This is a genomic window from Amycolatopsis sp. A1MSW2902, assembly GCF_017312175.1.
Taxonomy (GTDB): domain Bacteria; phylum Actinomycetota; class Actinomycetes; order Mycobacteriales; family Pseudonocardiaceae; genus Amycolatopsis; species Amycolatopsis nivea.
The window spans coordinates 6,963,339-6,990,100 of record NZ_QJPO01000001.1 but is presented as its reverse complement, the minus strand read 5'-3'; the positions used below and the strand labels follow the sequence as shown (position 1 = coordinate 6,990,100).

Genomic DNA, 26,762 nt, shown 5'->3' with positions numbered 1-26,762 from the left:
TGCAGACACGCTGCTGGCAGCGAGTTTCCCCAAACTATCCCCAGGGTTGTCCACAACTCACATCCCCTGTGGACAACTCCCCTCGCGGACCCGGATCTGTCGTAGCCGCTCGTTACTGTCGGAGGCATGGCAGTTCTTCGGCTGTTCCTCCTTTTCCTGATGGCTCCCGTGCTTGTCGCGCAGGCGGTGCGGGTGCGTCGGGCGACTCCGCGGCTTCCCGGGGCCAAGGGTCCGATCGAGGGCGCACTCGGCACCGGGCGTCCGTTGCGGCTCACCGTCATTGGCGAATCGACGGTGGACGGCGTCGGCGCGCTCACCCACGCCGACGCGCTCACCGGCCAGCTCGCGGTGGGGCTCGCCGGCGCGTACCCGGACCGGGAGGTGCGGTGGCACGCGCTGGGCATCACCGGCGCGTCGGCGCGGGTAGTGCTCGACGAGCTGGTTCCGCGCGTGCGGGAGGCGGACGTCGTGGTGGTCGTCCTCGGCGTGAACGACACCCTGGAGCTGCACTCGGCCGCGCGGTACCGGCGGGATCTGCTGGCGATCATCGTCGAGGTGCGGCGAAGGGTCGGCGACGTCCCGGTCGTTCTCGCGGGCGTGCCCCCGCTGGCGAGTTTCCCCTCCTTGCCCCGGCCGCTCCGGGACTTGCTGGGCGCACGGTCGGTCGCGCTCGACCAGGCGGCGCGAGGGCTGACCCGGCTTCCCGGGGTCACGCACATCCCGTTGGCGCCGGGATTGCTCCGTCCGGGAATGTTCGCTGCTGACCGTTTCCACCCTGGCCCGATCGGTTACCGCGCCTGGGCCGCCGCGCTCTCGGAGGGGTTACCGATCGTCACTGACGGTTGGCATCCGGGGGAGGTGGGGCGGCCATCCTGACCGGCAGGTTCACAAAAATCCCAAAAACTTTGGCGCTCCGTGTATCTAGGCGCACCCTGGATGCGTCCTATGGGGCGAACCAAGGAAAGGGAGGGCCACATGCCTGCGGATCAGAAGGACGAGCGGCAGCCGGGAACCACCGTTCCGCCCGTCAAGACGAGCCCCGCGCCGGGGGCGAACCGGGGAGTGCAGCCGGACGGCAACCACGAGCCGCTCGACGACACCGGCACTGCCAAGTAGCCAAACGGGCGGCGCCCGGGAGCCGAGGGGGCTGCCGGACGTCGTCGGCCGGAGGGGTTCGGGGAGGAATCCCCTCTGGCGGAGCCCGAAAGGGGGAGCGGGCTCCCCTGGGGGCGGGAAGCACCGGCCGGTGCAGGCGGACAGCTCACGCCGGCCGGTGCGCACCCGCACGAACGCACGCGCCTGGCGACCTGCTCGGCACAAGGGGGCGAGCAGGCCGCCGGCGAGTGCGAAGCGACTGACGCACATGACGACAGGGACTGGCCACACCGCCGGTCCGGTTCAGCTCGGCCCGGGTCTGGGGGACCCGGCCCGGCCGGACGGGTTCGGAGGGGACCCGGCCAGCCGTCGAGCCCACCGGACCAGCGGCAACGACCAGCCCCGAGCGAACCGGCTCGCGAGCTGGCGCGGCTAGACGGGTTCGGGAAGGGCCTGTCCGGCTAGCGGGTTGCGCGAGTCGGTTCGGGCAGGACCGGCGGATTGGCGCGGCGGGACGGTCCGGGAGGACTTCTCCGGCTGGCGGGTTCGGCAGGCTGGCGCGGCGGGACGGGTCGGGGAGGGCCTATCCGGCTGGCGAGCCCGCGGTCCGGTGGGACTGACGGATCGGCTCGCGAGGTTGGCGCGGCGGGACAGGCCTGGGGCGGACCTGTTCGGCTGGCGGGCTTCGTGGACTGGTCCGGCGGAAGTGGCGGATCGGCCCAAGGGGCGGCGCGGCGGGACGGATCCGGAGAGGGATTCGTGGCTCCACGGGCTGGAGTGGGACTGACGGATTGGCTTGCCTGTCCGGCTGAGCGGACTTCGGGGAGGGGTCCGCGAGGTCGGCGGGTTGCGCGAGCTGGTCCGGCTGGGTCGGCTCGCGGTTCGGTCCGGTCAGACGGGTTCGGGGAGGAATCCGCCTGACCGGACCGAACCGGTGAGCTGGCCTGAATCGGCTGGGCGGATCCAGGGGAGGGATCCGCTCGATCGACAGGCAAGACGGGCCGGACGGATCCAGGGGAGGGATCGCATCCGGACTGACAAAAACAGCTTCCGGGCTGGGTGCGGACGGGCGGATTCAGGGGAGGGATCCGTCCGGCCGCACCGGTCCGGCGGGGCGCGATGGGTCGTTGGGGGACTCATCGGGTCCGGTGGAGCTGTCGGGACACGGCCGTGCTGGAGGGGGAGCCCGGCCGGTCGTGTCCCGGCACCCCGCCGAACTGGGTACCGCTTGACCTGCGCAAACCCACAACCGAACAGCGCCAAAACCGCACCACCAGCCGCCCCCATCGGCTTCGTGAAAAAAACTCACCCGGAAAAAGTCAGAGATTGATGTATCCCAGAGCCAGCTGTTTGCTCCTCAACCAAGAGCCCACCCACGGGGCACACACCGTGCCCCTGGACACCATCCGCACCACCGAAAGAGCGCGCACCATTCACGATCGATCCGGTACCCGACCGGAGAGGCGACCCGCGACGGGCCCGGACGTGCCGACACGACCGGAGGCTTGCTCGCCCAGGTCGGCCCACCTCCGGAGTGAGGCAGCTACGGTGACCGACGTGCACACCACCGAGGTAGACCCGCCCTGGGAAGGCTTGACCGGCGCCGACTTGCACGCCGCGTGCATGGAAGCGGCGCGGGGCGGCGATCGGCGCGCCATGGCGAAACTCGTCGACGAGCTGACGCCGCTCGTGTGGCACGTCGCGCGCGCCAACGGGCTCGACCGGCAAGTGGCCGAGGACGTGGTCCAGACCGTGTGGCTCGCTCTGTTCAGCCAGCTCGCGAAGCTGCGCGACCCCCGTGCGCTCGCTGCCTGGCTGATCACCACGACTCGCCGGGAGGCGACCCGTCCTTACGGCAGGCGCGCCCAGCCGGTGCCGCTGTCGGACGAGGTCGCCGCGACGCTGGAAAGCGATCATCCCGCGCCTGAGGAGGAAGCCGTCCGCGCCGACCGGGACCGCCGGGTCTGGCGCGCCTTCCTCCGGCTGCCCGCACGCTGCCAGGAGCTGCTGCGGCTGACCGTTCTCGCCGGCCGCGCCGAGTACCGGGCGGTGGCCGAGGCTATGCAGATGCCGCGCGGCAGCGTCGGGCCCACCAGGGGCCGCTGCCTCGACTCGATGCGCGATCTGCTCGCAGGAGAAGGGGGTGCCCGGTGAGCGACAACATCGGCAGGCCGGGACACGGCCACGCGGTTCCGGACGACGAGGCCATCCTGGCCGACATCGGCCGGTTCCTCGACGAACTCGACCCGCCGCCGGACGATCTGGTGCAGCGGGTCCAGTTCGCGCTCGAGCTCGAGAACCTCGACGTCGAGGTCGCGCGCTGGGAACGGCTCGACGAACTGGCCGGCGTGCGCAGCACGGCGACCGGCACCATCACGTTCACCGTCAGCGACCTGACCGTGATGATCAACCTGACCAAAATCGGGAAGGTGCACCGGATCGACGGCTGGCTCGCGCCCGCGGGCGAGTACGACGTGGAGGTCCGCGTCGCCGATCACGGCACGTTCGCGACGGCGACCGACGAGGGCGGCCGGTTCGTGCTCGACCGCGTCCCCTGCGGAACCACGCAAATCCTCGTGCACCTCGGCGCGGGCCCGCACCGTCGCACCGTCGTCACGCCGACCGTCGTGCTCTGAGAAACCCGGACGGGCGTTATGGAGAGTGGCGGAGGTGTGCTCCCATAGAGTCCGTGTCCGCGCCCGTCCATGATCGAACGATCGCGGCGGCGTCCGATCTGTACGCGCGCGGCCGGGCCGCCGCGTCCGACCAGCGGCCCGGCATCGCGGTGCGGTTGTTCCGCAGCGCGCTCACGCGGCTGGCGCGCGTCGCCGATCCGCTGCCCGAACACCGGGAACTGCAGGTCCGCGTCCTGGTGAGCCTCGGCGCGGCCGAAGCCGAGGTCGCCTCCACCGACGCCGGTCTCGTGCACCTCGAAACCGCGCGGCAGCTTCGCGACCAGCTCCCGGAGAGCAAGGTCGCCCGCCAGCTCGGCTTGTTGGTCACCGGCCAACGCGCGGTGGTGCTGATGCGCGGCGGCCGGTTCAGCGAATCGCTTTCGGTGTACGACGCCGTCATCCCCGGAATCGAGGCCGAGTTCGACGACAGCCGCCGCACGCTGGTCGTCATGCTCTTGAACCGCGCGCTCGTGCAGATGGCGCTCAACCATCCGAACGCCGCGCAAGCCGACCTGGAGCGCGCGCTCGGCTTCGCCCGCGAAAACGGGCACACCCTGCTCGAAGGCAAGATCCGGCAGAACCTCGGCGACCACGCGCAGCTCATCGGCGACGTCCCGCAAGCCCTGTCCAGCTATGAGCAGGCCGCGCGGATCCTCGTCACCGAATCGCCCGGTTCGATCCCGCTGATCCGGCTCGACCAGGCCCGCGCGCTGCTCACCGCGGGTCTCGCCGACGAGGCGGGCAGGCACCTCGACGAGGCGCTGCCGGAGTTGCGCGCCAACGGATCCGGCCAGCACATCGCGGAAGCCGAGGTCGCACGGGCTGCGGCCGCGTTGCTGGAGGGCGATTTCGCGTTGGCGCGAAAGTCCGCGTCGGATGCGCGGCGCCGATTTCTCCGTCGCGGCAATCGAACGTGGGCCGAGATCGCCGGTCTGGCGCGGTTCCGGGCGGAAGCGCAGCAGGTCCTGTCAGACCGCGAAGGGCGCTCTACCTCGCGGTTGCCCGCCGAACTCGTCTCGATCGCCGAACGGCTGGCCGCGCTCGGACTGCGGGACGAGGCGGCGGTCGCGCGGCTCTTCGCGGTGCGATTGCTGATCCGCCGCAAGGAAATCGCCGAAGCCTCGCTCGTCCTTACCCACGTGCCCGCCCCGCGCGCGACGTCACCGGTCGACCACCGGATGTTGTTCCGGTTGTGCAGGGCGGAACTGGCTGTGGCCGAGGACCGGCCGCGCGCCGCGCTCGCGCAGGCCCGCGCCGGACTGCGCGAACTCGGCACAATCCGCGACCGGATGGGCGGGCTCGACCTGCTGTGCGGCACGGCCGTGCACGGCGAGGAACTCGGCAGGCTGGCGATGCGGCTCGTGCTGCGGCGCGCGCGGCGGAACGCGGCCGGCGCGCGCCGGATGTTCGCCTGGCTCGAACGCACCCGGGCGCAGGTTTACCGGTACGAACCGCTGCCGGTGATCGAAGATCCGGTGCTGGCCAAGCACATCAACGAGATGCGGCACGTCCAGCGCACCATTCAGCGCACCCGGCTGGAAGGCGAGTCGGTGAAGGCGCTGGAGCAGAGGTACGCCGAACTGCAGCGCGAGGCGACCAGGCTCGGCTGGTACACGAGCCAGTGGGGCCGTCCGCGGCCGGTCGCGACGCCGGACGAGGTCGTCGCCGCGCTGGGCGATCGCGTGCTGGTGAGTTTGGTGCCCTACAACAACCAGCTGTACTCGGTGGTCGTCGACCGCGGGACGTTCCGGCTGCTCAAACTGGGTCCGCTGGACGACATCGTGGAGACCGCGACCCAGCTGCACGCCGACCTCGACGCGCTCGCGCCGGACCATCTGCCGCCGATGCTGGCCGAGACGGTGTCCGCGTCCGCGCGCCGCCGAGCGGAGAAGCTCGACGCGCTGATTTCCGCTTCTCTGGTCAAAACTCTCGACGACCGCGAGCTGGTGATCGTCCCGATCGGCCAGCTGTACGCGATGCCGTGGGGCGCGTTGCCGTCGCTGCGCGGGCACCCGGTGTCGATCGCTCCGTCGGCGACCGCGTGGATCACCGCGAAGCGTCCGGCTGCGGACGGTCCGGTGCTGCTCGCGGGCGGTCCTGGCGTGCCGGGCGCGGTCGGCGAGGTGAGCAAGCTGCGCTCGGTGTACCCGGACGCGCGGCTGGTCGAGGGCGACGCCGCGACGAGCGCCACGGTCCTGACCGCGCTGGACGGAACCCGCTTGGCGCACCTGGTCGCGCACGGTGCGCACGAGCCGGCGAACGCGCTGTTCTCCCGCGTCGAACTGGTCGACGGCCCGCTGTTCGCGCACGAGACGACGCGGCTGGTCAACCCGCCGGAGCGCGTGGTGCTGGCCGCGTGCGAGCTGGCGATGAGCCACATCCGGCCGGGCGAGGAAGCACTGGGCTTCGCCGGAACGCTGCTGGCGAGCGGGTCGAAGACGGTCATCGGCGCGGTGGCGCGCGTCGGCGACCGAGCGGCGGCGGACACGATGGCGGATCTGCACCGGCGGCTCGCCGAGGGGACGTCACCCGCGCTGGCGCTGGCCGAAGCGATCGCGGTGGACCCGATGCGGCGGCCGTTCGTGTGCCTCGGAGCTGGCTGACTCGTGAGCGGCTACGCCGGTTCTAACCGGCATCGCCGCTCACGAGACGGGCTCAGCCCAGGAAGTCGGCCAGCGGAACCGGCGTCAGGCCGTCCTTCTTGGCCTGGGCGATGAAGGCTTCGTAGTCTTCCTTGAACGTCTTGCGGAAGTGCATCAGCACGATGTCGCCCGGGCGGAGCTTGTCGCCGGACTGGAACTGGACGACGCCGTCGTTGACCGAGGCGGTCCACAGGACGCTCGCGCGCATGCCGCACATCGCGGCGGCCTTCAGCGTGTTCTGGTCGAAGTTGCCGAACGGCGGGCGGAACAGCGTCGGGCGCACGCCGAGCGACTTCTGGAAGTCGTCCGCGTCGTCGCAGATTTCCTTTTTCTGGAAGTCGAGCGGTTTGCCCTTGAGGTTCGGGTGGTTGACCGTGTGGTCGCCGAGCACCGCGCCGGTCGAGTCGAGGATGGCCTTGAAGTACGCCTCGTGGCCCTTCACGTACCGGTTGTTCAGGAACAGCACCGGATGCCCGCCGGACTGCTGGATCAGGCCCTGCGCCGACGGGTCCTTCACCGCGCCGTCGTCCATGGTGATGAAGACGTACGGTTTGTCGGTCTGGATGCGGCGGATCACCGGGACCTTGCCGTCCTGGACCGCCGGAGCCTTCTGCTGCACGGTGCCGAACGGGTACGGCCCTGGCGGCGGACCCGGTTTCTGAGCGCCCGGCGCGGGGTTCGCCTGTTCCGGGGGTTGACTCGAGTCTGGGCCGGAGCACGCGGACAGCACCAGCACACCGGCCAATGCCGCCGCCAGCCAGCGTTTCGCCATGCCGCTTCCTTTCCCTCGGGGTCACCCGAGGGGGATGACGTCTGTGCTCCGGCATTCGTTGATCGTTGTGGTGCAACGCACCCGGTCAGGCAGCCTGATTGCCCGCTTTGGCCAGCTGTGTGGCCAAAAATCCGATCACGCCGCGCAACGCGGCGAGGGCTGCCGGCCCCGTTCCGGGGATGCGTTCGGCGAACGAACCCGACCACCGGAGGTCCGTGCCGCCGTCGGCGTTCGGCGTGAACATCACCTCCGCACGATAGTCGCGGACCGGGCTGAAACCGTCGAATGTGTAGACGTGCCGCCGATCCGGCACGTATTCGAGGGTCTTCTCGCGGAGCAGAACCGGCCACAATCCGACTTCCCGGACAGCATCGACACCGCCGTCGTCGCCGCGGGTCGCCCACCGGGACTGCCACACGAGCGGCCGCGCCCAGGTCGACCACTGAGTCCCGTCGCTTTCCAGCCGGAACAGCACCGGCGGAGCGGCGGCGCTCACGCGGTTCACCTCGAACGAATACCTGCGAGCCGGCATGAAAGCTCCTCGAAGACGTTGTTGACAGTGCGACAAATCAATCCCGGACGGCCCCGGTAGGTCAAGATGGTGCGGTGAGCCGCCCCGACTTCGCCGCGCCGCACTGGCTGACGCAACTTTTGCGTTCCAAACCGGTTCCCATTCCGTGGAACATGGTCGCCCGCGCGGTGGTCGCGCTGGCCACTCCGCTGGCGGTCGCGTACGCCGCGGGCGACATCGCGGTGGGCGCGCTGATCTCCACCGGCGCGCTCCCGACCGTGCTGTCCGAGGCGGCCGGGGCCTACCGCTACCGCGCGCGCCGGCTGGGCGGGGCGACGTTCGCGGCCGGGATCGGGTACCTCGTCGGCCTGCTGACCGGCGGCATGCCCGCCTGGTCTATCCCGGCGATCGTCGTCATAGCGGCGATTTCCGCGCTCATCAGCGCCGCGGGCAGCAACGCTTCGGTGGCCGGGCTGCAGATGTTCGTCTTCTGCGTCCTCGGCACCGCGCAGCACGCGACCGGCGTACGCACCGAAGTGCTCTTCGGCTTCTTCTGCGCGGGCGCCGGCTGGGGGCTGCTGGTCGCGCTTGGCACCTGGACGCTCCGCGCGACGAGCCCCGAACGCACCGCCGTCGCGCAGGTCTACATCGAACTCGCGGCGATGCTGTCGGCCGAGGACGAACCGACCTCGCGGGTCGCGCGCCACCAGCTGACCACCGCGATGAGCACGGCGTACGACCGGTTGCTGGTCGCGCGCTCGTGGCTGTCCGGTCGAGACGCGACGTACCGTCGGCTGCTGAACCGGCTGTCGGCGACGACACCCGCGGTCGAGGCGTCGGTGGCGATGGTCAACGCCGGACAGCGCCCGCCGGACGAGGTGATCGACTACCTGACCCGCGTCGCCGCGTCGGTGCTGGCGAGCCAGCCGCTGCCGCCCGCACCCGAGCTGCCGGACGAGAACGCCGACGCGGTGGTCAGCGCGCTTTACGCCGGACTGGCGCGGATCGGGAAGCTCGACGACCGCAAGCGCCGCAAGAAAGTCTCGCTGCTGCGCCGCTTGCGCGAGTGGGCGAGCGGCCTCTCCGGACCGCTGACCTGGCTCGCGACGCTGCGGCTCACGCTGTGCGTCGCGGTGGCCGAAGTGGTGGCGCTGATGGTGCCGTTCGAGCGGTCGTACTGGATCACGCTCACCGTCGGCGTGGTGCTGAAACCGGACTTCGGCTCGGTGTTCGGCCGCGCGGTGCTGCGCGGGATGGGCACGGTCGCCGGGGTCGGGATCGGCGCGGTCGTGCTCGCGTTCGGCGCGCGCGGCTGGGTGCTGGTGGTGCTGATCGCGGTGTTCGCCGGCGGGGCCGCGGTCGGGAAGGTGCGCAATTACGGGATGCTCGGCACGTTCGTGACGCCGCTGATCATCCTGCAGATGGATCTCGCGAACACCGGCAGCTGGACCGTTGTGCTGGCGCGGCTGGTCGACACCGTGATCGGCTGTGTGATCGTGCTCGTCGTCGGTTACCTGCTGTGGCCGGGTTCGCGGCGGCCGACCGTCGGCGGGCGGCTGGCGGACAGTTTCGACACGGTCGCCAAGTACGTCCGCACCGCGATGGTGCTGAACTCGACCAGCGAATCGCGGCTCGCCCGGTCGCGGGCCCGGCGCGGGGCGTATCGCGCGCTCGCGGACCTGCGAACGGCGTTTCAGCAGGTGATTGTGGAGCCGTCGCCGGCGGGACGGCAGGCGGTGGCGTGGTGGCCGGTGATCGCGGGGCTGGAACGGGTGACCGACGCGGTGACCGAGGTCGGCGTGACCATCGGCGAGGGCGCGCCCGCACCGTCGCCCGCGGACATCGAACTGCTCACGGACGCGCTGGCGGAGCTTGCTTCCGCGGTCCGCGAGCAGCGGGACCCGGATTCGGTGCCGATGCCGGACAACCCGCGCCTAGCCGGAGTGGTGGACCAGCTCGGCTCGACGTTCGACGCGGTCCGCGGGCCGGACCTGGTGGAACGGTCCCCGCTGCGGCTGGTGCGCCGGTTCCTGCCGTACCACCGGCGCACCTGAGCTGCGCACCTGCGAGAGCGCTCCGATGCCGCATTGGGTGCGCTGGACGCACCGAACGCCACATTGGGTGCGTGGGATGCACCGAATGCCGCATTGGGTGCGTGGGATGCACCGAATGCCGCATTGGGTGCGTGGGATGCACCGAATGCCGCATTGGGTGCGTGGGATGCACCGAATGCCGCATTGGGGCGCAACCGGGCCCAACCTGGAGGCGGAGGAGTTACTGCTGTCCGCCGGGCTGGCCGCCCTCGGGCTTGGGGCCGTCTTCCGGCTTCTCGCCGCCTTCTTCGTGCTTGCCGGTGACCTTGCCAAGCAGGTCCTTGGCCTTGTCGATGCCGCCGTCGATCTGCGAGTCGTGGCCGCTGACCTTGGACTTCGCGAATTCAGCCGCCTTCTCGAGACCCTGCTCGAGCTTGCCGCTGTTCTCGCGCAGCGCCTCGGTCGCCTTGTTCTTGAGCTCGTCGAAGTTGATGCCCATCGAATGCCTCCCCGGGGTTGGGATTGAGAGGCTTCAATCGTCACACACCAGGCGTTCCAGGCAAGTCAAGACACTTCGCCGAGTGCGACGGCTCCGTCCAGTCCGGTGATCCGGCCGCCGCGTTCGCCGAGTGCGACGAGTCCTTCGCGGGCGTCGGCGGCGGTGAGGTCGATGCGGACGCCGGACTGTGCCGCGTCGCGGGCCGCTTCCAACGCCAGCGCACCCTCGTGACCTGCGTTGATGGTCGCGGCTAGGCCGCCGGTGGAGGCGAGCGAACCGCGGGCCGCGCCGAGGCGGCCGAGTGCGTCGTCGACGATGGGGAGCAGGGCGTCGCGGTTGCCTTCGGTCATCGCGCGCACCAGGTCCGGCGACGATCCGGCGACGCGGGTCCCGTCGCGGAAGGAACCGGCGGCCAGCGACATCGCGAGCGGGCCGCCCTGTGCGCCGACCGAGGCGAGGATCGCGGCGAACAGGTGCGGCAGGTGCGAGATCCGGGCGACCGTCTCGTCGTGCGAATCGGCGGGCAGCGGCACGGCGTGCGCGCCGACGTCCAGGACAAGCCGGGTGACCTCGGCCCACGCCGTCAGGTCGGTTTCCTCTTCGACGCCGACGACCCAGGCCGCGTCGCGGAAGAGCATGGTGTCGCCGGCGAGCCAGCCGGAGCGCGACGTGCCCGCCATCGGGTGTCCGCCGACGTAGCGCGTGTACGGCGCGCGCCGGCGGACCGCGTCGAGCATCGGGCCCTTCACACTGACCACGTCGGTGAGGATGCAGTGCGACGCGTGTTGCGCGACCTGTCGCAGCAGGTTCTCCACCGCGGGCAGCGGCACGGCGATGACCACGATCGCGTCCGCGGCCGCGGCCCGCTGTAGTGCGGCTTCGGCGTCGGTGGTGACGTCGTAGCCGCCGCGGCTCGCCGCGTCAGCGTCCACTTCGGACACTGTGGTTCCCCAGACGGTCCTGCCGCTCGCCGCGGCGGCTCGCAGCAGGGAACCGCCGATGAGCCCGAGCCCGATCACGCATACGTCTCGCACGGGGCCATCCTGCCAGTGCGCGCAAGCGGCTACAGGACGGCCGCCAGCCGGGTGCCCTGGTCGATCGCCCGTTTGGCGTCCAGTTCCCGTGCCTCGTCCGCCCCGCCGACCAGATGCACCGGCACGTCGCCGAGCGCGCCGGCGAGTTCCCGCACGGATTCCTGGCCAGCGCAAACCACCACGGTGTCGACCTCGAGCAGCCGCGGTTTCCCGTCGACCGTGACGTGCAGGCCGGCGTCGTCGATCCGGTCGTAGGAAACCCCGCTGATCTTTTCCACGCCCTTGGCGCGCAGCGCGGCGCGGTGCACCCAGCCGGACGTCTTGCCGAGCCCGGCCCCGATCGGCGACTTCTTGCGCTGCAGCAGGTAGACCTGCCGCGGTGACGGTTCGGGCTTCGGCTTGGCCAGTCCGCCGGGCGCGAGCGCGGGATCGGTGACGCCCCATTCGGCCATCCAGGCGTCGCGATCCAACGTGGGCGACGAGCTGTGCGTGAGGAATTCGCTGACGTCCACGCCGATGCCGCCCGCGCCGATCACCGCGACCCGCTCGCCGACCGGTTTGCCGTGCCGCACGACGTCGACGTAGGAAAGCACCTTCGGATGGTCGATCCCGGGCAGCACCGGGACCCGCGGCGTGACACCGGTGGCCAGCACGACCTCGTCGAACCCGGTCAGGTCCGCAGCGGTCGCCCGGGTGCCGAGGCGCACCTTCACGCCGGTGACCTCGAGGCGTCGCGTGTAGTAGCGGATGGTCTCGGCGAATTCCTCCTTGCCCGGAATCCGTTGCGCGATCCCGAACTGGCCGCCGATTTCGTCGTCGGCCTCGAACAGTTCGACGTCGTGGCCGCGTTCGCCGAGCGCGGTCGCGGTGGCGAGCCCGGCCGGTCCGGCTCCGACGACGGCGATCCGCTTGGCGCGCCGGGTCGGGAGCAGGTTCAGGGTCGTTTCGTGCCCGGCTCGCGGATTCACCATGCAGGACACCGGTTTCCGGCTGAACGCGTGGTCGAGGCAGGCCTGGTTGCAGGCGATGCAGGTGTTGATCTCGTCCGTGCGGCCGGTTTCGGCCTTGCGGATCCAGTCCGGGTCGGCGAGCAGCGGACGGGCCATCGAGACCAGGTCCGCGTCCCCGTCGGCGAGGGCTTGTTCCGCGACGTGCGGCAGGTTGATCCGGTTCGAGGTCACCACCGGGACCGAAACGTGCGGCTTCAGCTTGCCGGTGACCCAGGTGAACGCGCCGCGCGGCACGGACGTGACGATCGTCGGCACGCGCGCCTCGTGCCAGCCGATGCCGGTGTTGATGATCGTGGCCCCGGCCGCTTCGACGTCGCGGGCGAGCGCGACGACGTCGTCCCAGCTCTGCCCGCCTTCGACGAGGTCGAGCATGGACAGCCGGTAGATGATGATGAAGTCCGGCCCGACTTTTTCCCTGGTGCGCCGGACGATCTCGACCGCGAACCGGCGGCGCTTCTCCGCGGTGCCGCCCCAGGCGTCGGTGCGCCGGTTAGTGCGTTCGGCGAGGAACTGGTTGATCAGATAGCCCTCGGAACCCATGATCTCGACGCCGTCGTACCCGGCATCGCGGGCGAGCGCGGCGCAATCGGCGAACGCGCGAATGGTGCGGTGCACGCCGTACGCGGTGAGCGCGCGCGGGCGGAACGGGTTGATCGGCGCCTTGCGGCTCGACGCGGAAACGCTCAGCGGGTGGTAGGCGTAGCGGCCGGCGTGCAGGATCTGCAGCGCGATCTTGCCGCCCTCCGCGTGCACCGCGCTGGTCAGCAACTGGTGCTGTTTCGCCTCGGCGGGCGTGGAAAGCTTCGAGGCCAACGGCAACAGCCAGCCGGTGCGGTTCGGCGCGAACCCGCCGGTGACGATCAGGCCGACGCCGCCGCGCGCGCGTTCGGCGTAGTACTCGGCCAGCTGCGGGAAGCGGGACGCGCGGTCCTCCAGGCCGGTGTGCATCGAGCCCATCAGGACGCGGTTGCGCAGCGTCGTGAAGCCGAGATCGAGCGGGGACAGCAGGTTCGGGTACTCGGTCATGTCAGTCCTTCTCGTCGGCTCGCAACGCGGTCAGGATTTCTTCCAGCCACTCGACCTGGCCCTCTTCGACCCGGATTCCGCCGCGCAGCACGAGGTATTGGTGCAGCGAACGGCCGCGGAGCCGGTCCGGGGCGGGGAAGTCGCGCTTCTCGATCTGCCGGTACAGGTCGAGCCGCTCAGCGTGCGCGTCGCGGTGCCGGACGATCTCTTCGGCGATGGCATTCGCGTCGCCGAACGACGCCCCGCGCAACTTCACCGCCAACTCCTGCGGCCCGGCTTGTGGTGCCGGTTCGGCAAGCCAGCGCCGCAGTTCGATCCGGCCTGCTTCGGCGACGGTGTAGACCTTCTTGTCCGGCCGCCCGTCCTGGACCACTATGTCGACGGCGACCTGACCGGCCTCTTCCATCCGCTTCAGCACGCGGTAAATCTGCTGGTGGGAGGCGCTCCAGAACAGCCCGATGGACTTCTCGAACCGGCGCGCCAGCTCATAGCCCGAGCCGGAGCGTTCCGACAGCGAGACGAGGATCGCGTGCTCCAGTGCCATGCCGGACAGTGTCATATGCAACTAGGTGCAGTGCAACTGAGTGCAATCCAGGTCACCCTGGGGCTTGGCTAGGTTCAGGCCCGTAGGCCGGCTTCGATGGTGTGCAGCATCCGAGCGAGGTCGTCGGCACCGGCGGGGCTGATGCTGAGCCAGCCGTCGGTGACCGCCGCGGTGAACCGGCCTTGTTCGGCGTCGATCCAGTAGGGCGGGTGTTCGTTGCGGACGCGTTCGGTACCGCGGCGGATCGCGACGTACAACCGTCCTACGTGGATTCGGGGAGCCTGCATCCACTCGACGGCGCGCCGTGCGTCGCGGGCACTGTTGGTGCGGGTCGGCGGCGGATTTCCGGCGAGCACGGCGCTGTAGTCGGCTTCCGAGCAGGACAGCGAATGGAGGTTCGACGCGGGCGGAGTGCCCGGCAGTGCGGAGACCAGTTCCCGGGCAGCGGATTCCGCGGTGCTGGGGAACAGGGTGATCGTGTCGTCGTCGGCGACGGCGAGGATCGCGTCCCGTCTCGCGGCCGCGGCCTGAAGAGTCACGTCGCGGCCGTTGATGCGCGCCCAGCAATAACGGTCGACGGAGGGTCGTTGCAGGAGCCCGATGACGTCGGCGAAGTCGCGGACCGGCCAGCCGGTGGCGGCGAGTTCGGCGTCCGCTTTCGCGTCCTGCTGGATCTGCTCCTCCGGCGGGTACCACTTCTCGCCGCCGATCAGCGTCGGATGCGGGTCGGAACGGTCGATCCGGCGGACCAGATTCTGGTAACTGTCACGGGAAAACCGCAGGGGGCTCCGGAGCAACGTCAGGCTCCGATGGTGGGCGGGGTCGGGCGCATGCCGTCGGGGTAGCCGCCGAACAACTCGTCGACGTCGTCGTCGAGGTAGGTGACTTTCCGCTGGTGCTCCTCGTCTTCGGTGCTCTTGCCCTTTCCGGCACCAGCGCCCATGCCGCCCACGCCCGGTGATCCCTTGGCACCGGTCCCGCCGACGGTGCCGGGACGCGCCGCGCTCTGGCCGCTCGCTGGGGTCCCGGTACCGGTTCCCGCCCCTGTGCCGAGCTGCGGTCCGCTGCCGCCGATGCGCGACCCCGCGTTGCCTCCGCTGCCTGCCCGTCCGCCGATGCTGCTCTCCCCGCTGCCGCCGGGAGCGCCGAATCCGCCAGTCGGGAGACCGAACCCGCCGCCGGTCGAATCCGTGCCGCTGGTGGCCGGTCCGAATGTCGGCAGCCGTCCGGAGCCGAACCCAGGCGCGTCGCTGACCGGTGCCTTAGGCGTGTACCCGGCCGTAGTGGTGGAATCCGGTGCTGAGGCGTGCTCCGCAGGGGAGTTTCCGCTGCCAGGAAGGTGCGCGGAGCCGGTTGATGGTGGCGGCACGGAGCTGCTGACCGGGCTGGACCCCAGGGGGCTGCCGCTGGACGTGTACCCGCTGCTGGGGCTGGGCGTGTGCCCGGTGCCGGGGTCAGGCGTGTGCCCGCCGCCGTGGAAGCCTCCGCTGTACCCGCCGCTGCTTCCGGTTCCGCCAGTCGGGCCGGACGTCCCGCCGACGCTCGGTGCGGAACCGACCGCGATCCCGGCCGGAGCGGCATTCAGCACCGGATAGTCCTTGGCCGAAGAATTGCGATTCCCGTTCGTGGTGGCGACGTAAGACCCGTAGGCTTCTTTATTGTTCTTGTCGGCGTCGTCCCACCGCGCCGCGGATTTTTCCGAATCACTCGCGCCGAACGGACTATAGCTGGCCAAATCGTTGGTATCAGGACGGTTCGCGTCCATCGGAGTGAGCTTGTTGAGCGTGCTGTGAAAGCCGCCGTTCTGCGCGGTGAGGGATTGAGCGCTGCGGCCGAGGTCCTCCGACGCCTGCTGGGAAGTTTCCAGCAGCGGGGTGAGCCCAGCCTTGGCCTTGCCCGTCGCGTCACCTTCCCAGGAGGCGTCCATCTTGCCTTGCAGCCGGGCAATCCGCGTCACGAGCTCCTCGTGGGCGGATTTAAGCGCTTCGGCTGCTTGTTGGCCAGAATCGAGAGAGGCGGTGTTGCCGCCGTAGCGGTGCATCCGGGCGTAGACGTCCGCGCCCGTGTAGCCGTCCGGCATCAATGGCCTCCCTTCTGGAGGTATTGGATCACGTATCCGGCTACCTTTTTGCCGACTTCGCAGCTGTCGGCGAAAGGCTTCTTGAGACCGTCCAGACTGACGTCGATGACGTAACCGAGATCGTCTCGGAGGCCGATGACCATCGTGCAGAGCCCGGCGGGGGAGTTGTCCGCCGGGTCGTAAACAACACCTGGGTAGTTATTTACGGTGAAAGGCTCGAATTTGGTGACTCCGCCAAACTGTTTCTTGCTGTAGATGCCGCTGATTCCTCCGTGACCAGGGTCTTTGGTGGTGAGGGTGCCGCCTACTGACGACGCTGGCGTGGTGTCGAATTTCCAATTGCAAGACGGCCCGATGGCATCGTCTGGCTTGGGATCGTTGCCCTTGAACGGAGCGCCGAGGCTCGCGACTTGTTCTGGGGTAAGTGCGGCGCACGGCTGCTTTTCCAAGGACGAGGCATCCAGCGGCGCGGGCACCGGTGGCGCGCCGAATCGGGGACCAGTCGAACTGGAGGGCGGAGCCGTTGCGGGGGCGGCTTTCCCCGGTTCGGCGGAGCAACCGCTGAGCAGGACGGCGGCTGCGGCCAGGCTGAGTACGGCAGCGTTGCGGCTAGTCATCGTGGGGACCGAGGCCTTTCATGTGGTCGGCGGCCTGGTGCTCTTGCTTCTGGTAAGTATCCAGGGCCTGTTGGAATGCGTCTCGCTGTCGCTCGAGTTCCGCAACCACGCTGTTGAGGAAGTTGTTGTAGGAAGTGCCTGCCGCATTCGCGTCCTGCACATAGGCGATGCTGGCCACCTCGTCACCCATTGGCGTGAACGAGGTGAGTGCGCGGGCATGGCGTCGAGGTTCCGTGCGGACCCAGTCGAGGATGTCACCGAGTTCTCCGGTGATCTCCTTGAGCAGCTCCGGAGTCAGCCGATACCCGCCACCGCCGCTGGACATGCCTTCATTGGCCTTCGCCTGCGCGTCGGCGGCTTCCTTCGCCACCTGCTCCGGCGTTTTGTCCCGGACGTACTTGTACCCCGGCACCAACGGACCCTGCATGTTCGCGGGCAGGTGTCTGACGCGCTCGACGCCGTCATCAGTCACGAAAGCCTCCCCAGCTTCCTCACCGAACAACACGCACGGTATCACAATCATATGCAGAGGGTGACAAATTCACCGACTCTGGTGATCGAATAGCAGCGGGCAAATCGGGTCGATCCAAGCGAGGGAAAGGATCAAGATGGAGGAGTGCACCCGGTCCTAGAACTGCTCACCACCCGAATCGCCGAAGGCAGCGTGCCCGGGCAGCGAACAGACGGCCGCCGGCTCGCGCTTGCCGTCGAGGGCGGCAGCAGTCGCGGCACGTACTCCAGTGGGATGGTGCTCGCGCTCGACGAACTTGGGGCTACCACCGCGTTCGACGACGTCTACGGTGCCTCCGCCGGTGCGCTCAACGCGGCGTGGCTGTTGTGCGGTCGCTCCCGGACCGGCGTGCGGACGTGGTGGAATCCGGCCGTCATGCGGCGGATCATCAACCCGCTGCACACCTTGCGCGGCCGGGCGGTGATCGATCTCGAGTATCTCGTGCACCAGGTGTATTCAGTGCTCGAACCGATGGATTTCCCCGCGATACTGGCGAATCCGGTCGGCTTCCATCCGCTCGCCACCGACGCCGACACCGGCGAGTCGACTGACCTGCATCCGTTCATCGAGGACGTCGACGGGATCAAAACAGCACTCGCGGCGTCGTCGTGCATGCCGGTGTTGGCAGGGCCGCCGATTGCGATGGGTGGGCGGCGGTTCGTGGACGCGGGGATCGCCGAGCCGTTGCCGTTTCGTACCGCGCTCGCGCAGGGGGCGACGGACGTGCTGGTGTTGCGGACCCGGCGCGAGGACGAGCATCCGGTGCCTCCGCCGCGGGTACAGGATGTGGTGGTGCCCCGGTTCCTCCGGAGGCACGCGCCGGGCACCATCGATGCTTGGCGGACGCAGTATCACCGGGATCTGGAGGACGAGCGCCAGTTGCGGGAAGACCCGCGGCTGGTGAGTGTGCGGCCGCCCGCTGGTGCGCCGGATGTTGTGGTGCTGGAACGTGATCCGGCCGTCTTGCGGCGTGCGGTGGAGTTGGGGCGGGACGCGGTTTACGCGGCGTTGGAAGGCTTGCGCAGGGCCTCGTGACTACGGGAGCGGACCGTCAGTCGTTGGGCGGCAAGGGAAACGGCGAGGTAGAGCAAGATTGAAGCGCTGCCGAGACCGCGGGTGGAATTGACTGCGTCGACGGCGAAGTCTAGTCCTAAGTGGATGCCGAAGGAAATCAACCACAGGGCGGCGGTCAGCCAATTGCCTTGCCGCCACAGGGTTCCGTCGGAGCGCCAGATTCGCATGGTGTATCCGCGGGCTACGCCGAAGCCGCCAGCTGCCACGAAACTGGTGGCTAGCAACAGGATCGCCGTTGAGGTCGGGGTGGTTGTCGCGATGGCGAACCCGAGTGAGGCGGCGCCTAGTGCGCTGATGACGAGCAGGACTACCGGCGGGCGGTCGGCGCGGCGGGCTTGCAGTTGTCGCCAGATCAGCCAGGTCAGGAAGACCAGGCCGATCAGGATGTTGTCGAAGGTGTTCGGCACGGGGACCACAGTGCCGGGCCGGGGCCGTCCCGCGCCTCCACCCGGGGGTGGAGGCCGGGTGGGAAAACCCTGTCAGGCCTGCGGTTTGCGGGCCACGCCGCCGATCACGCGCGACTCCGACGGCGCCTTCGCGAACACCGTGTCGGCGTCCGGATGCCACGCCGGCGCGTACACCAGGCCCGGTTCGAGCAGCGGCCAGCCGCCGAAGAAACGCTCGAACTCCGCCTTCGTGCGCAGGATGCCCGGGTTCGTCGTCGACTCGTAGTACTTGATGATGTCGACCAGCGCCTGGCGTTCGTTGTCGTCCACCGGGTTTTCGTTGGTCATCTGGGAAAGAACGAGCAACGAGCCCGGCGCGAGCTGCTTGCGGTAGAACTCGAGGATGCCGTCCGGGTCCTGCTCGTCCTTGATGAAGTGCAGCACCGCGTTCACGATCAGCGCCACCGGCTGCCGGACGTCGATCACGTGCGAATCGGCGACCCGGTCCCACAATTCGGCGGGCTGCAGGAGGTCGGCGGCCATCGCCTGGTGCCGGTCCTCGTCCGCGGTGTCGGCGAGCAGCACCTGCGAATGCGCGAGCGCCACCGGCTCGTTGTCCAGGTACAGCACGGAAGTGTCGTGTTCCGGGCGTTCGTCGTCGGCCACCTCGTGCACGTTGCCCGCGGTGGGCAGGCCGGAGCCGATGTCGACGAACTGCCGGATGCCCTCGCGCACGCACTGGCGCACCGCGCGGCCGAGGAACTGCCTGCTGGTGCGGCAGTACTCGCCCATCAGCGGCAGCCGTTCGCGCACCTTCTCGGCGAACATCCGGTCGATCGCGTAGTTGGTGGTGCCGCCGATGAAGTAGTCGTAGACGCGGGCCGCCGACGGCCGGTCCAGACTGGCTTCCACCGCGCGCAGTGCTTCGTCCTGTGTGCTCATCGCCGTCCTCACGCTCGCCCTGGCGCTCATGCTAACCATGGCGCCCGGGTCAGCTCGGCCGGTAGGACTCCCGGTAGGCGTTGACCGACGCCGTCAGCTGGTCCATCGCGGCGCGCATCCGGCCCAGTTCGGCGTTGTCCAGGTTCATCGCCGCTCCGACGTGCGGCGGGATCCGTTCCGCCTTGGCGCGCAAGGCGGATCCCTGCCCGGTCAGCCGGATGCGGACCGAGCGCTCGTCGTCGGACTGGCGTTCGCGCTTGATCAGCCCGGCCTTCTCCAGCCGCTTGAGCAGCGGCGACAGCGTGCCGGAGTCGAGGTTCAGCGCGGAGCCGAGTTCCTTGACCTGCTGCTCGTCCTGCTGCCACAGCGCGAGCATCACCAGGTACTGCGGATACGTGAGGTCGAGCGGTTCCAGCAGCGCGCGGTAGAGCGCGGTGACCGCCCGGGAGGCCGAGTACAGGCCGAAGCACAGCTGGTCGTCAAGCAGCAGCGAGCCGGTTTCCCCGGCGTCTGGGCTGGTCATCGGTCGCCTCCCGCGAGTTTCTCCTGCCAGCTCTCCATCCTCTCTCGGCTGGCCCGCGAGGGCAACTCAAGTGCTCTAGATCTCATTGAGCAACATTGAGTTGTGCACAACTAAGTTGAGAGCTATGTTTGTGCGGTCCGACCGATCCGCTACCGGAGGAAGCCATGACCGCGAACCCGCAGAACCTCGTCCTCGAACCGGCCGCCCAGGCGTTCGCCGAGGCCACCGACCAGCCTCCGTACCTGTTCCAGCTCCCGCCCGCCGAGGGCCGCAAGGCGGTCGACGGCGTCCAGGACGGCGACGTCGAACTCGCCCCGGCCGACATCGAGACGCTGACCGTCCCGGGCGGACCGAACGGCGACGTCGAGGTCCGGATCGTCAAGCCGCAGGGCGTCACCGGGGACCTGCCGGTGCTCGTCTACATCCACGGGGCCGGCTGGGTCTTCGGCGATTTCCACACCCACGAGCGGCTCGTCCGCGAACTCGCCGCCGGAACCGGCGCGGCTGTCGTTTTCCCGGAATACAGCCGTTCGCCCGAGGTCCGCTACCCCGTCGCGATCGAAGAGAACTACGCCGCCGTGAAGTGGGTTGTCCAGCATGGTGCGGAGAAGGGGCTCGACACCACGCGAATCGCGATCGCGGGCGACTCCGTCGGCGGAAACATGACCGCGGCGCTGACGCTGATGGCGAAAGAGCGCGGTGACGTGAATTTCCTGCAGCAGGTGCTGTTCTACCCGGTCACTGACGCTTCGTTCGACACCGAGTCGTACACCAAGTTCGCCGACGGCTACTTCCTCAGCCGCGAAGGCATGAAGTGGTTCTGGGACCAGTACACGACCGACGAAGTGCAGCGTGCCGAGATCACCGCTTCGCCGCTTCGCGCCACTGTGGAGCAGCTGACCGGACTGCCGCCGGCGCTCGTGATCACCGGCGAGGCGGACGTCCTTCGCGACGAAGGCGAGGCGTACGCCGCGAAGCTGCGTCAGGCGGGCGTGCCGGTGACGGCGGTTCGGTACCAGGGCGTGATCCACGACTTCGTGATGGTGAACGCGCTTCGTGAAACGCACGCGGCGGAAGCGGCGATCACTCAAGCGATCACGGTGCTGCGCGGCGCATTCGGCAACTAATCAGGGACGAACGGGCAATCCTGAGGTTTCGCTGAGTTTGTCGGGGCCATTCCGGCGTGATCGCCGTCACGTGATCACAACGAGGGTGGCCCCTCAAACGTATCTAGAGCAGCGGGTCCCGCCTTTCGGGCGCGCGATCGGTCCTGGAGGTTTCCCGTGCACCTGAGCGCAATCAGGTTGGATTCGCCCGTCATGCTCGCGGTGATCGGCGTGCTCGCGCTCCTCGCGGTCGTCTCGGTCCCGTGGTTTTGGGACAAATGGCGCAAGCGCAAGCAACTCGGCCGCAGTGCCCAGGTGGTTGTCGCGCTGTGCCTCGTCATCGTCACCCTTGGCTTGACCGGCAACATGATCGGCGGATTCTTCCCGACGCTCGGCTCGCTGCTCGGGACCGGCGCGTTCGCCGCCGAGGGCATCGACGTCGAGGGCGGCGACAACGGCGTCGATCTCGGCCGGGCGCGCGACCTCGGCGTGGCGCACGCGCGGGTCGGCAAGGGGACCATCGCGCACGTGACGGTGACCGGGCGGCGCACCGGCCTGACCCGCGACGTGACGGTTTACCTTCCCCCGCAATACTTCCAGCATCCGTACAAGGCGATGCGGTTCCCGGCGATCATCTGGATCCCGAACTACCCGTCCGGCCCCGAGGTCACCACCGCCCCGATCGGGTACCACCTGCCCGAACAGCTTGACGCGGCGATTTCGAAGCATCTCCTTCCGCCGGTGATCGTGCTGATCCCGGACCCGACCGGAACGCCGAAAATCGGCCACGACACCGAATGCGTCGACGAGGTCAACGGAAGTCCCAACGACACCTATTTGTCCGCGGACGTCCGGGAATGGGGAATCCAGCGTCTCGGCCTCAATCCGGACCGCCGGGCGTGGACGATCGCGGGCTGGTCGTCCGGCGGCTATTGCGCGCTGAACCTCGTGACGCGGCATCCGCAGTGGTACGCGCAGGCGGCGAGCGTGAGCGGCTACGAAAAGGCGCAAGTGGACGGTGAAACCGAGAACCTTTTCCGCGGCCGCAAGGACATCGAGGACGCGAACAACGTCAAGATCACCCTCCGGCAGCATCCGGCCCCGCTGGAACTGCTCGCGATCTCCGGCGAGAAGGAACAGAACGAAAGCCGGGCGGTCGACCAAATGCGCGCCGCCGCGCAGCCGCCGGTGCAGTTCACGACGTGGCGGATCCCGGACGCGGGGCACAACATGAACACGTTCAAGGCGCAGCTGCCGGACGTGCTGACGTGGATCGGGCAGCGGATCCCCGGCCCGTCGGCGCCGGGGCAGCGGGCCGACGTGACCGGCGGGGTGAAGCCGTGGCCGTTGCCGAGCACAGGTGCGCGGGGCGCGTTGACCGCGGTGGAGCAGTGACGCTCAGCGGATCCCGGGAAGGTGCTTGACCACTTCGGTGACCTGGGTTTCGGCGTCGTCGTAGCTGACCGTGCGGGGATTCTCGGTGAGGACGGTGACGATGTAGCGGTTGTCTTTGACCAGGCCTGAGGTGTGCAGGATGCGCCCGGGGTTGCAGCAGGACCAGCCTTGTTTGACCGCCCAGCGCACGTCGCCGAGAGCGTCCGGGATGCCGAAGTACTGGCGGAAGCCGTCGGCTCCGTTTTCGGTGGCCTCGCCGAGGGCCTGGAGAATCGTCGTGCGGTGCTCAGCCGGTGCCCGGTCCATCAGGTAGCGGTAGACGCGCGTGATGTCGGCGGCGGTGATTTCGGTGTCGCCCCAGCGTCCCGGTGCCTTGGGCGGCCTCGTTTCGGCGAGGCCCATTTCGTTCATCGCTTCGTGGACGATCCTCGTCTCGCCGCCCGCGACCCACAGCTGGCTGGCGGTGTCGTCGTCGCTGCGGGAGAGCATTTCCCGCACGGTTCCCGGACTGCTGCCGCGGTCGAGTGCGTCGAGGGCGATGAGCAGCTTCACGAGGGACGCGGAGGTGTAGTGCCGGTGCGCGTCGAGGGAGACCGGGGTCGTCCCTGTGGTGCGGTCGTAGACGACCACGCTGACGTGCCCTTGCGGGACGAGCGCGGGGAGTTCGGTGTTGAGATCCGCGCCTTGCTGGGGCGCGGAGCTGCCGGTGCTCCGCTTCGGGCCGGGGGTGCTCGAGTCGGAGGCAGGCGAGATGACGCCCGGCCCGTCCGTCGGTCCGGCGGCCGTGATCACCTGCCGGTACGGCTCGGCCTCGGTGGCCAGAAACGCGATGACCGCACCGAGAACGAGACCGAGCAAAAGGAACGTGTTCGCCCTGCGCATGCCCCGACTTCCCCGATCGAGTGATCAGGGTTCGCCGAATGGGCGACTTTGTGGGATGGCTCTCGGTACCGGCCAGTACGCGTGACGCTCGGGCGGGCTGCGGGCAAGCAGCGGTGGATCAGACCACGACGAGGCGTTCCACCAGCAGGCCGATGCGCTGTTCGGCAAACTCCCGCGGCTGCCGTCCCGCTCGGGTCAGCGTCGCGATCCCGTGCAGGGACGCCCAGAACAACTCGGTGAACAGACCCGGTGCGACGCCGTCCCCGGCGACCTCGCCGAGGGTTTCCAGCAGGGCGGCGAAGGCGTCTTTCAGCTGCTCCGGGGTGTCGTCCTGCGCGAACGCGAGGCCGCCGTCGAGCTGGAAGATGGCGTCGTAGACCGCCGGGTGGTGCTCGGCGAAGTCGAGGTACGCGCGGGCGAGAGCGGTGACCCGGGCGCGCGGCTCGGTCACGCCGAGGGTCGCGGCTCGCACCGCAGCCGCCAGTTCGGCGGCTCCTTCGAGCGCGACCGCGCCGATGATCTCGCGCTTGCCGCGGAAGTGGCTGTACAGAACGGGCTGGCTGTACTCGATGCGCTCGGCGAGCCTGCGGGTGGTGACCGCGTCCCAGCCCTGCTGCTCGGCGAGCTCACGGGCCGTCGCGACGATGAGGCGCTCGCGTTCCGCCTGTTCGCGCTGTTTGCGTGTGTGGACCGACATGAGCCGAGTCTAGCACTGCTAGACAACCGAGCGGTAGTAGTACTAGCATCGCCTCATCAGCTAGCAACGCTAGATTTTGGGAAGGTCATCATGCTCAGCGCACTCGCGGTCTGCACCATCGTGGTCGTCGGCGTGATGGTGGGGGTCGAGTTTTCCGTCGCCTTCGTCATCAACGCGATCCTCAACGGGCTCCCGGACGACAGCAATCAGCAAGGCCGCTCCCACGGCGGCCGGATGCTCGGCGCCCTCATGCCGTTCTGGTACATCGGTTCGCTCGTCCTGAGCGCGATCTGGGCGATCGCCGCGTGGGGCCGGCCGGGCACCAGCCTCATCGTGATCGGGGCCGGGCTGTTGGTGGTGAGCGTGCTGATGTCGATCCTGCTGCTCGTCCCGATCAACAACCGCGGCAAGACGTGGACGGCGGAGAACCGGCCCGCGGACTGGAAAGAGCAGATGAAGCGGTGGGACCGCTACCACTACGCGCGGGTCGCGATCATCATCGCCGCCTTCGCCCTGCTGGTCGCCGCGCTCGTCTGAGCCGGTGCCCCACGGGGTCACCGCGTGGCTCAGCAGCCTCACCAGCCCCGATCTGCCCGGTGGCGCGTCCGGGACGGCCGGATTCGGGTTTCGGCCCGGTTTCGGCGGGGGTATTCCTTCAGGGTTGACCCACCGTCATCTCGGTACGGGAAGGACTGGAGTCATGGTTCGTGCGCATCGAGCCCGCGTTCGGGTGGAAGGGCTGCAGCCCGCCCAGGTGCTGGCCGTTCTGCTCGGAGTCCTGTTTCTCGCCTACGGCATCATCGGGCTCGTGAAGTCCGGGTTCGGGGATTTCACCGGACACGGTGTCACTTTGTGGCGGTTTTCCGCCAATCCGCTGAACAACGTCGTCCACGTGGTGACCGGCGTGATCGGCCTGCTGCTCGCTTTGGGTTCCGGCCGCGCGCGGACGTTCGGCTGGCTGCTCTTCATCGGCTACGGCGCGCTGTTCGTCTGGGGTCTGATGCTGACCGGGATGATCTCGGTCAATCCGGTGTCCGGCCTCGGCAACCCGCTCAACCTCGGCGACGCGGACAACTGGCTGCACCTCGGCATCGCCGTCCTGGGCCTGCTGACCGCGGTTCTCCCGGCACGGCACGGGGTTCTGCTTCCGGAGGACGAGGAACCCGTCGACGTCGACCCGGCTGTCCAGCCCCGTCGACACGAGCCCGGCGGGCATGGCTTGGCCCACTAGTCAGTCCACAGTGGAGTAACCGGGATCGTTTGCCGGGTATTTCCGGCGGCGATCCCGGCTTATTCCGTGGGGTCTTCCAGCGCCCGGTCCACCAGCTGCCGCGCCGCCCCGAGGTACTGCGCCGGGTCTAGCAGATCGGCGAGGGTCGCGGAGTCGACGGCGCTGGTGATCTCCGGCGTGTCCGCCAGAATCTCCGACAGCGGACGGTTTTCCTCAATCGCGCGCCGGGAAGCAGTGCCCAGCAAGTCTTTCGCGCTGGCCTTGCCCAGCTTCGGCGCCAGCGCGGCTGACAGTCGTTCCGAGACGATCAACCCATTGGTCAGCGCGAGGTTCTTCTGCATGCGGTCCGCGTGAATGTCCAGCCCTCGCACCAAATCCACGGCTGTATGGGTGGCTCCGCCGGTCAGGCGCAGACACTCGCGCAGCAGCTGCCACTCGGCCTGCCAGACCCCCGCCGAACGCTCGTCCTCCGCCAGTCCGGACTGTGTAACTCCAGCCGCCAACACCGGTACTTGCAGCGCCGCCGACCGGATCAACGCTGACTGCACCGGGTTTTGCTTGTGCGGCATCGCCGAGGACCCGCCGCCGGTCGCCTCGGTCGCTTCGCCGATCTCAGTGCGGGCGAGAACCTGAACGTCGACCGCGATTTTGCCCAACGCCGTCGTCACCCCAGCCAATGCGGACACCAGTTCGGCCACTGGTGCGCGGTCCGCGTGCCAGGGCAAGACTGGTGCGGTCAAACCGGTTTCCTCGGCGAAGGCGGCGACCAACCGTTCCGCGTAGTCGGCGGTGCCGTCGCCGTACTGGACGTACGCGGCCAACGTTCCTGCCGCGCCACCAAGCGAGACCGGTAGTCGGAGCTCAGCGATCCGGCGTGCGGATTCCTGGACGCCCTGCCGCCAGATCGCCGCTTTCAGGCCGAACGTCGTCGGAACCGCGTGGGCAGTGAGGGTGCGTCCGGGCATGACCGTCTCGCGGTGGGCACGTGCCAACTCGGCGAGCGTGTCCGTGATCGACGTGAGGTCCGCAGTGATCAGCCGCAGAACGTCGCGCGCGACCGACATCATCGCCGTGTCGACGATGTCCTGACTGGTCGAGCCGCGATGCACGTAATCGGCATCGTCCGGGACTCTGCCGGACAGCGTGCGCACCACGCTGACCACCGGGTTTCCGGTCGCACGCGCGTCGCGAGCCAGTTGGACGACGTCGAGTTCGCCCTCACCCAGCACTCGGGCGGCCGCGGTGATGCGCTCGGCTGCCTCGGACGGGACCGTGCCGAGCCGCGCCTGCGCCCGTGCGAGCGCGGCCTCCGCGTCCAACATGGCGGCGGCGAAGGCCCGGTCACCGGTCCCCGCTTCGGCCGGGGTTCCGGCGCGCACCGGGGAGAGCAGGCCGGAATCAGGATCGGCGGTCATGTGGTCCAGCATCGCACGCCGGGTGCTTCGGGAGGGGTGGCCGCTGACCGCTCGCAGCACGG

General features: G+C 69.1%; 27 protein-coding genes. 11 read left to right on the top strand and 16 right to left on the bottom strand.

Going from position 1 to position 26,762, the window contains the following annotated elements; all coding sequences use genetic code 11:
- The first annotated feature begins 126 nt into the window (after window positions 1–126).
- From DMP23_RS32435 to DMP23_RS32415, 5 genes are all read left to right on the top strand, one after another.
- On the top strand, window positions 127–876 hold the full coding sequence (locus DMP23_RS32435; RefSeq protein ID WP_337823383.1) for an SGNH/GDSL hydrolase family protein: 750 nt from the start codon (window positions 127–129) through the stop codon (window positions 874–876).
- A gap of 99 nt (window positions 877–975) precedes the next feature.
- On the top strand, window positions 976–1,116 hold the full coding sequence (locus DMP23_RS32430) for a hypothetical protein (RefSeq protein ID WP_158242475.1): 141 nt from the start codon (window positions 976–978) through the stop codon (window positions 1,114–1,116).
- A gap of 1,527 nt (window positions 1,117–2,643) precedes the next feature.
- A complete protein-coding gene (locus DMP23_RS32425; protein WP_009071544.1) occupies window positions 2,644–3,249 on the top strand; it encodes an RNA polymerase sigma factor in 606 nt (201 codons plus the stop codon).
- Window positions 3,246–3,731, top strand: a complete 486-nt coding sequence (locus DMP23_RS32420; protein WP_337823382.1) for a carboxypeptidase regulatory-like domain-containing protein — start codon at window positions 3,246–3,248, stop codon at window positions 3,729–3,731. The genes DMP23_RS32425 and DMP23_RS32420 overlap by 4 nt, the downstream gene beginning before the upstream one ends.
- Before the next feature lie 53 nt (window positions 3,732–3,784).
- A complete protein-coding gene (locus DMP23_RS32415) occupies window positions 3,785–6,373 on the top strand; it encodes a CHAT domain-containing protein (RefSeq protein ID WP_238603557.1) in 2,589 nt (862 codons plus the stop codon).
- Between the two features lie 52 nt (window positions 6,374–6,425).
- Here the strand turns inward: DMP23_RS32415 and DMP23_RS32410 are convergent, their stop codons facing one another.
- Both DMP23_RS32410 and DMP23_RS32405 read right to left on the bottom strand, forming a co-directional pair.
- A complete protein-coding gene (locus DMP23_RS32410; RefSeq protein ID WP_238603556.1) occupies window positions 6,426–7,184 on the bottom strand; it encodes a polysaccharide deacetylase family protein in 759 nt (252 codons plus the stop codon).
- Window positions 7,185–7,269: 85 nt separating this feature from the next.
- Complete coding sequence (locus tag DMP23_RS32405) at window positions 7,270–7,716, bottom strand: SRPBCC family protein (RefSeq protein WP_337823381.1); 447 nt, start codon at window positions 7,714–7,716, stop codon at window positions 7,270–7,272.
- Window positions 7,717–7,790: 74 nt separating this feature from the next.
- Between DMP23_RS32405 and DMP23_RS32400 the strand changes: the two genes are divergently transcribed.
- Window positions 7,791–9,749: an FUSC family protein gene (locus DMP23_RS32400; protein ID WP_037807315.1), complete on the top strand. Its 1,959-nt coding sequence runs from the start codon at window positions 7,791–7,793 to the stop codon at window positions 9,747–9,749.
- A gap of 220 nt (window positions 9,750–9,969) precedes the next feature.
- On the opposite strand, the gene DMP23_RS32395 is transcribed toward DMP23_RS32400, so the two are convergent.
- From DMP23_RS32395 to DMP23_RS32360, 8 genes are all read right to left on the bottom strand, one after another.
- Window positions 9,970–10,227, bottom strand: a complete 258-nt coding sequence (locus DMP23_RS32395; protein WP_275291213.1) for an antitoxin — start codon at window positions 10,225–10,227, stop codon at window positions 9,970–9,972.
- 65 nt (window positions 10,228–10,292) lie between these two features.
- A complete protein-coding gene (locus DMP23_RS32390) occupies window positions 10,293–11,261 on the bottom strand; it encodes a prephenate dehydrogenase (protein WP_078870234.1) in 969 nt (322 codons plus the stop codon).
- A gap of 29 nt (window positions 11,262–11,290) precedes the next feature.
- A complete protein-coding gene (locus tag DMP23_RS32385; protein ID WP_337823380.1) occupies window positions 11,291–13,297 on the bottom strand; it encodes an NADPH-dependent 2,4-dienoyl-CoA reductase in 2,007 nt (668 codons plus the stop codon).
- A gap of 1 nt (window position 13,298) precedes the next feature.
- The gene (locus tag DMP23_RS32380) at window positions 13,299–13,841 is read right to left on the bottom strand and encodes a PadR family transcriptional regulator (protein WP_337823379.1); all 543 of its coding nucleotides are present in this window, start codon (window positions 13,839–13,841) and stop codon (window positions 13,299–13,301) included.
- Window positions 13,842–13,915: 74 nt separating this feature from the next.
- A complete protein-coding gene (locus tag DMP23_RS32375) occupies window positions 13,916–14,638 on the bottom strand; it encodes an ESX secretion-associated protein EspG (protein WP_337823378.1) in 723 nt (240 codons plus the stop codon).
- Window positions 14,639–14,640: 2 nt separating this feature from the next.
- Window positions 14,641–15,921, bottom strand: coding sequence for a hypothetical protein (locus DMP23_RS32370; RefSeq protein ID WP_337823377.1), 1,281 nt, complete (start codon window positions 15,919–15,921; stop codon window positions 14,641–14,643).
- Entirely contained in the window at window positions 15,921–16,538 is a 618-nt protein-coding gene (locus DMP23_RS32365) for a DUF3558 domain-containing protein (protein ID WP_337823376.1), read from the bottom strand. The genes DMP23_RS32370 and DMP23_RS32365 overlap by 1 nt, the downstream gene beginning before the upstream one ends.
- Window positions 16,531–17,010, bottom strand: a complete 480-nt coding sequence (locus tag DMP23_RS32360; protein WP_337823375.1) for a PE domain-containing protein — start codon at window positions 17,008–17,010, stop codon at window positions 16,531–16,533. Before DMP23_RS32360 ends, DMP23_RS32365 begins: the two co-directional genes overlap by 8 nt.
- 144 nt (window positions 17,011–17,154) lie before the next feature.
- Between DMP23_RS32360 and DMP23_RS32355 the strand changes: the two genes are divergently transcribed.
- Window positions 17,155–18,084 carry a patatin-like phospholipase family protein gene (locus DMP23_RS32355; RefSeq protein WP_337823374.1) on the top strand — a complete coding sequence of 310 codons (930 nt, stop codon included), beginning with the start codon at window positions 17,155–17,157 and terminating at the stop codon, window positions 18,082–18,084.
- On the opposite strand, the gene DMP23_RS32350 is transcribed toward DMP23_RS32355, so the two are convergent.
- The 3 genes from DMP23_RS32350 to DMP23_RS32340 form a co-directional block, all read right to left on the bottom strand.
- A complete protein-coding gene (locus DMP23_RS32350) occupies window positions 18,048–18,530 on the bottom strand; it encodes a hypothetical protein (RefSeq protein ID WP_337823373.1) in 483 nt (160 codons plus the stop codon). The genes DMP23_RS32355 and DMP23_RS32350 overlap by 37 nt on opposite strands.
- A 72-nt stretch (window positions 18,531–18,602) precedes the next feature.
- A complete protein-coding gene (locus tag DMP23_RS32345) occupies window positions 18,603–19,451 on the bottom strand; it encodes an SAM-dependent methyltransferase (RefSeq protein WP_037807331.1) in 849 nt (282 codons plus the stop codon).
- 49 nt (window positions 19,452–19,500) lie between these two features.
- On the bottom strand, window positions 19,501–19,974 hold the full coding sequence (locus DMP23_RS32340) for a MarR family winged helix-turn-helix transcriptional regulator (protein ID WP_037807333.1): 474 nt from the start codon (window positions 19,972–19,974) through the stop codon (window positions 19,501–19,503).
- 164 nt (window positions 19,975–20,138) lie between these two features.
- Here DMP23_RS32340 and DMP23_RS32335 point away from each other — a divergent pair, with 164 nt between their 5' ends.
- The gene (locus DMP23_RS32335; RefSeq protein ID WP_337823372.1) at window positions 20,139–21,101 is read left to right on the top strand and encodes an alpha/beta hydrolase; all 963 of its coding nucleotides are present in this window, start codon (window positions 20,139–20,141) and stop codon (window positions 21,099–21,101) included.
- A 156-nt stretch (window positions 21,102–21,257) separates the two neighbouring features.
- Entirely contained in the window at window positions 21,258–22,475 is a 1,218-nt protein-coding gene (locus tag DMP23_RS32330) for an alpha/beta hydrolase (RefSeq protein ID WP_337823371.1), read from the top strand.
- Window positions 22,476–22,478: 3 nt separating this feature from the next.
- On the opposite strand, the gene DMP23_RS32325 is transcribed toward DMP23_RS32330, so the two are convergent.
- Both DMP23_RS32325 and DMP23_RS32320 read right to left on the bottom strand, forming a co-directional pair.
- Entirely contained in the window at window positions 22,479–23,357 is an 879-nt protein-coding gene (locus tag DMP23_RS32325) for a hypothetical protein (protein ID WP_337823370.1), read from the bottom strand.
- Window positions 23,358–23,475: 118 nt separating this feature from the next.
- The gene (locus DMP23_RS32320) at window positions 23,476–24,054 is read right to left on the bottom strand and encodes a TetR/AcrR family transcriptional regulator (protein WP_337823369.1); all 579 of its coding nucleotides are present in this window, start codon (window positions 24,052–24,054) and stop codon (window positions 23,476–23,478) included.
- A gap of 90 nt (window positions 24,055–24,144) precedes the next feature.
- On the opposite strand from DMP23_RS32320, the gene DMP23_RS32315 reads away from it, so the two are divergent.
- Together DMP23_RS32315 and DMP23_RS32310 are read left to right on the top strand one after the other, a co-directional pair.
- Entirely contained in the window at window positions 24,145–24,591 is a 447-nt protein-coding gene (locus tag DMP23_RS32315; protein WP_337823368.1) for a DUF1772 domain-containing protein, read from the top strand.
- 163 nt (window positions 24,592–24,754) lie between these two features.
- Window positions 24,755–25,285: a DUF4383 domain-containing protein gene (locus DMP23_RS32310; protein WP_134663819.1), complete on the top strand. Its 531-nt coding sequence runs from the start codon at window positions 24,755–24,757 to the stop codon at window positions 25,283–25,285.
- Between the two features lie 59 nt (window positions 25,286–25,344).
- Here the strand turns inward: DMP23_RS32310 and pcaB are convergent, their stop codons facing one another.
- The gene (pcaB, locus tag DMP23_RS32305; protein ID WP_337823367.1) at window positions 25,345–26,700 is read right to left on the bottom strand and encodes a 3-carboxy-cis,cis-muconate cycloisomerase; all 1,356 of its coding nucleotides are present in this window, start codon (window positions 26,698–26,700) and stop codon (window positions 25,345–25,347) included.
- Between the last annotated feature and the right edge of the window lie 62 nt (window positions 26,701–26,762).

Bases quoted from the DNA above. Each gene is read 5' to 3' on its own strand.
- DMP23_RS32435 (WP_337823383.1), top strand. From the start codon at position 127: ATGGCAGTTCTTCGGCTGTTCCTCCTTTTCCTGATGGCTCCCGTGCTT.
- DMP23_RS32430 (WP_158242475.1), top strand. From the start codon at position 976: ATGCCTGCGGATCAGAAGGACGAGCGGCAGCCGGGAACCACCGTTCCG.
- DMP23_RS32410 (WP_238603556.1), bottom strand. From the start codon at position 7,184: ATGGCGAAACGCTGGCTGGCGGCGGCATTGGCCGGTGTGCTGGTGCTG.
- DMP23_RS32405 (WP_337823381.1), bottom strand. From the start codon at position 7,716: ATGCCGGCTCGCAGGTATTCGTTCGAGGTGAACCGCGTGAGCGCCGCC.
- DMP23_RS32395 (WP_275291213.1), bottom strand. From the start codon at position 10,227: ATGGGCATCAACTTCGACGAGCTCAAGAACAAGGCGACCGAGGCGCTG.
- DMP23_RS32385 (WP_337823380.1), bottom strand. From the start codon at position 13,297: ATGACCGAGTACCCGAACCTGCTGTCCCCGCTCGATCTCGGCTTCACG.
- DMP23_RS32380 (WP_337823379.1), bottom strand. From the start codon at position 13,841: ATGGCACTGGAGCACGCGATCCTCGTCTCGCTGTCGGAACGCTCCGGC.
- DMP23_RS32370 (WP_337823377.1), bottom strand. From the start codon at position 15,921: ATGCCGGACGGCTACACGGGCGCGGACGTCTACGCCCGGATGCACCGC.
- DMP23_RS32365 (WP_337823376.1), bottom strand. From the start codon at position 16,538: ATGACTAGCCGCAACGCTGCCGTACTCAGCCTGGCCGCAGCCGCCGTC.
- DMP23_RS32345 (WP_037807331.1), bottom strand. From the start codon at position 19,451: ATGAGCACACAGGACGAAGCACTGCGCGCGGTGGAAGCCAGTCTGGAC.
- DMP23_RS32340 (WP_037807333.1), bottom strand. From the start codon at position 19,974: ATGACCAGCCCAGACGCCGGGGAAACCGGCTCGCTGCTGCTTGACGAC.
- DMP23_RS32335 (WP_337823372.1), top strand. From the start codon at position 20,139: ATGACCGCGAACCCGCAGAACCTCGTCCTCGAACCGGCCGCCCAGGCG.
- DMP23_RS32325 (WP_337823370.1), bottom strand. From the start codon at position 23,357: ATGCGCAGGGCGAACACGTTCCTTTTGCTCGGTCTCGTTCTCGGTGCG.
- DMP23_RS32320 (WP_337823369.1), bottom strand. From the start codon at position 24,054: ATGTCGGTCCACACACGCAAACAGCGCGAACAGGCGGAACGCGAGCGC.
- DMP23_RS32315 (WP_337823368.1), top strand. From the start codon at position 24,145: ATGCTCAGCGCACTCGCGGTCTGCACCATCGTGGTCGTCGGCGTGATG.
- DMP23_RS32310 (WP_134663819.1), top strand. From the start codon at position 24,755: ATGGTTCGTGCGCATCGAGCCCGCGTTCGGGTGGAAGGGCTGCAGCCC.
- pcaB (WP_337823367.1), bottom strand. From the start codon at position 26,700: ATGACCGCCGATCCTGATTCCGGCCTGCTCTCCCCGGTGCGCGCCGGA.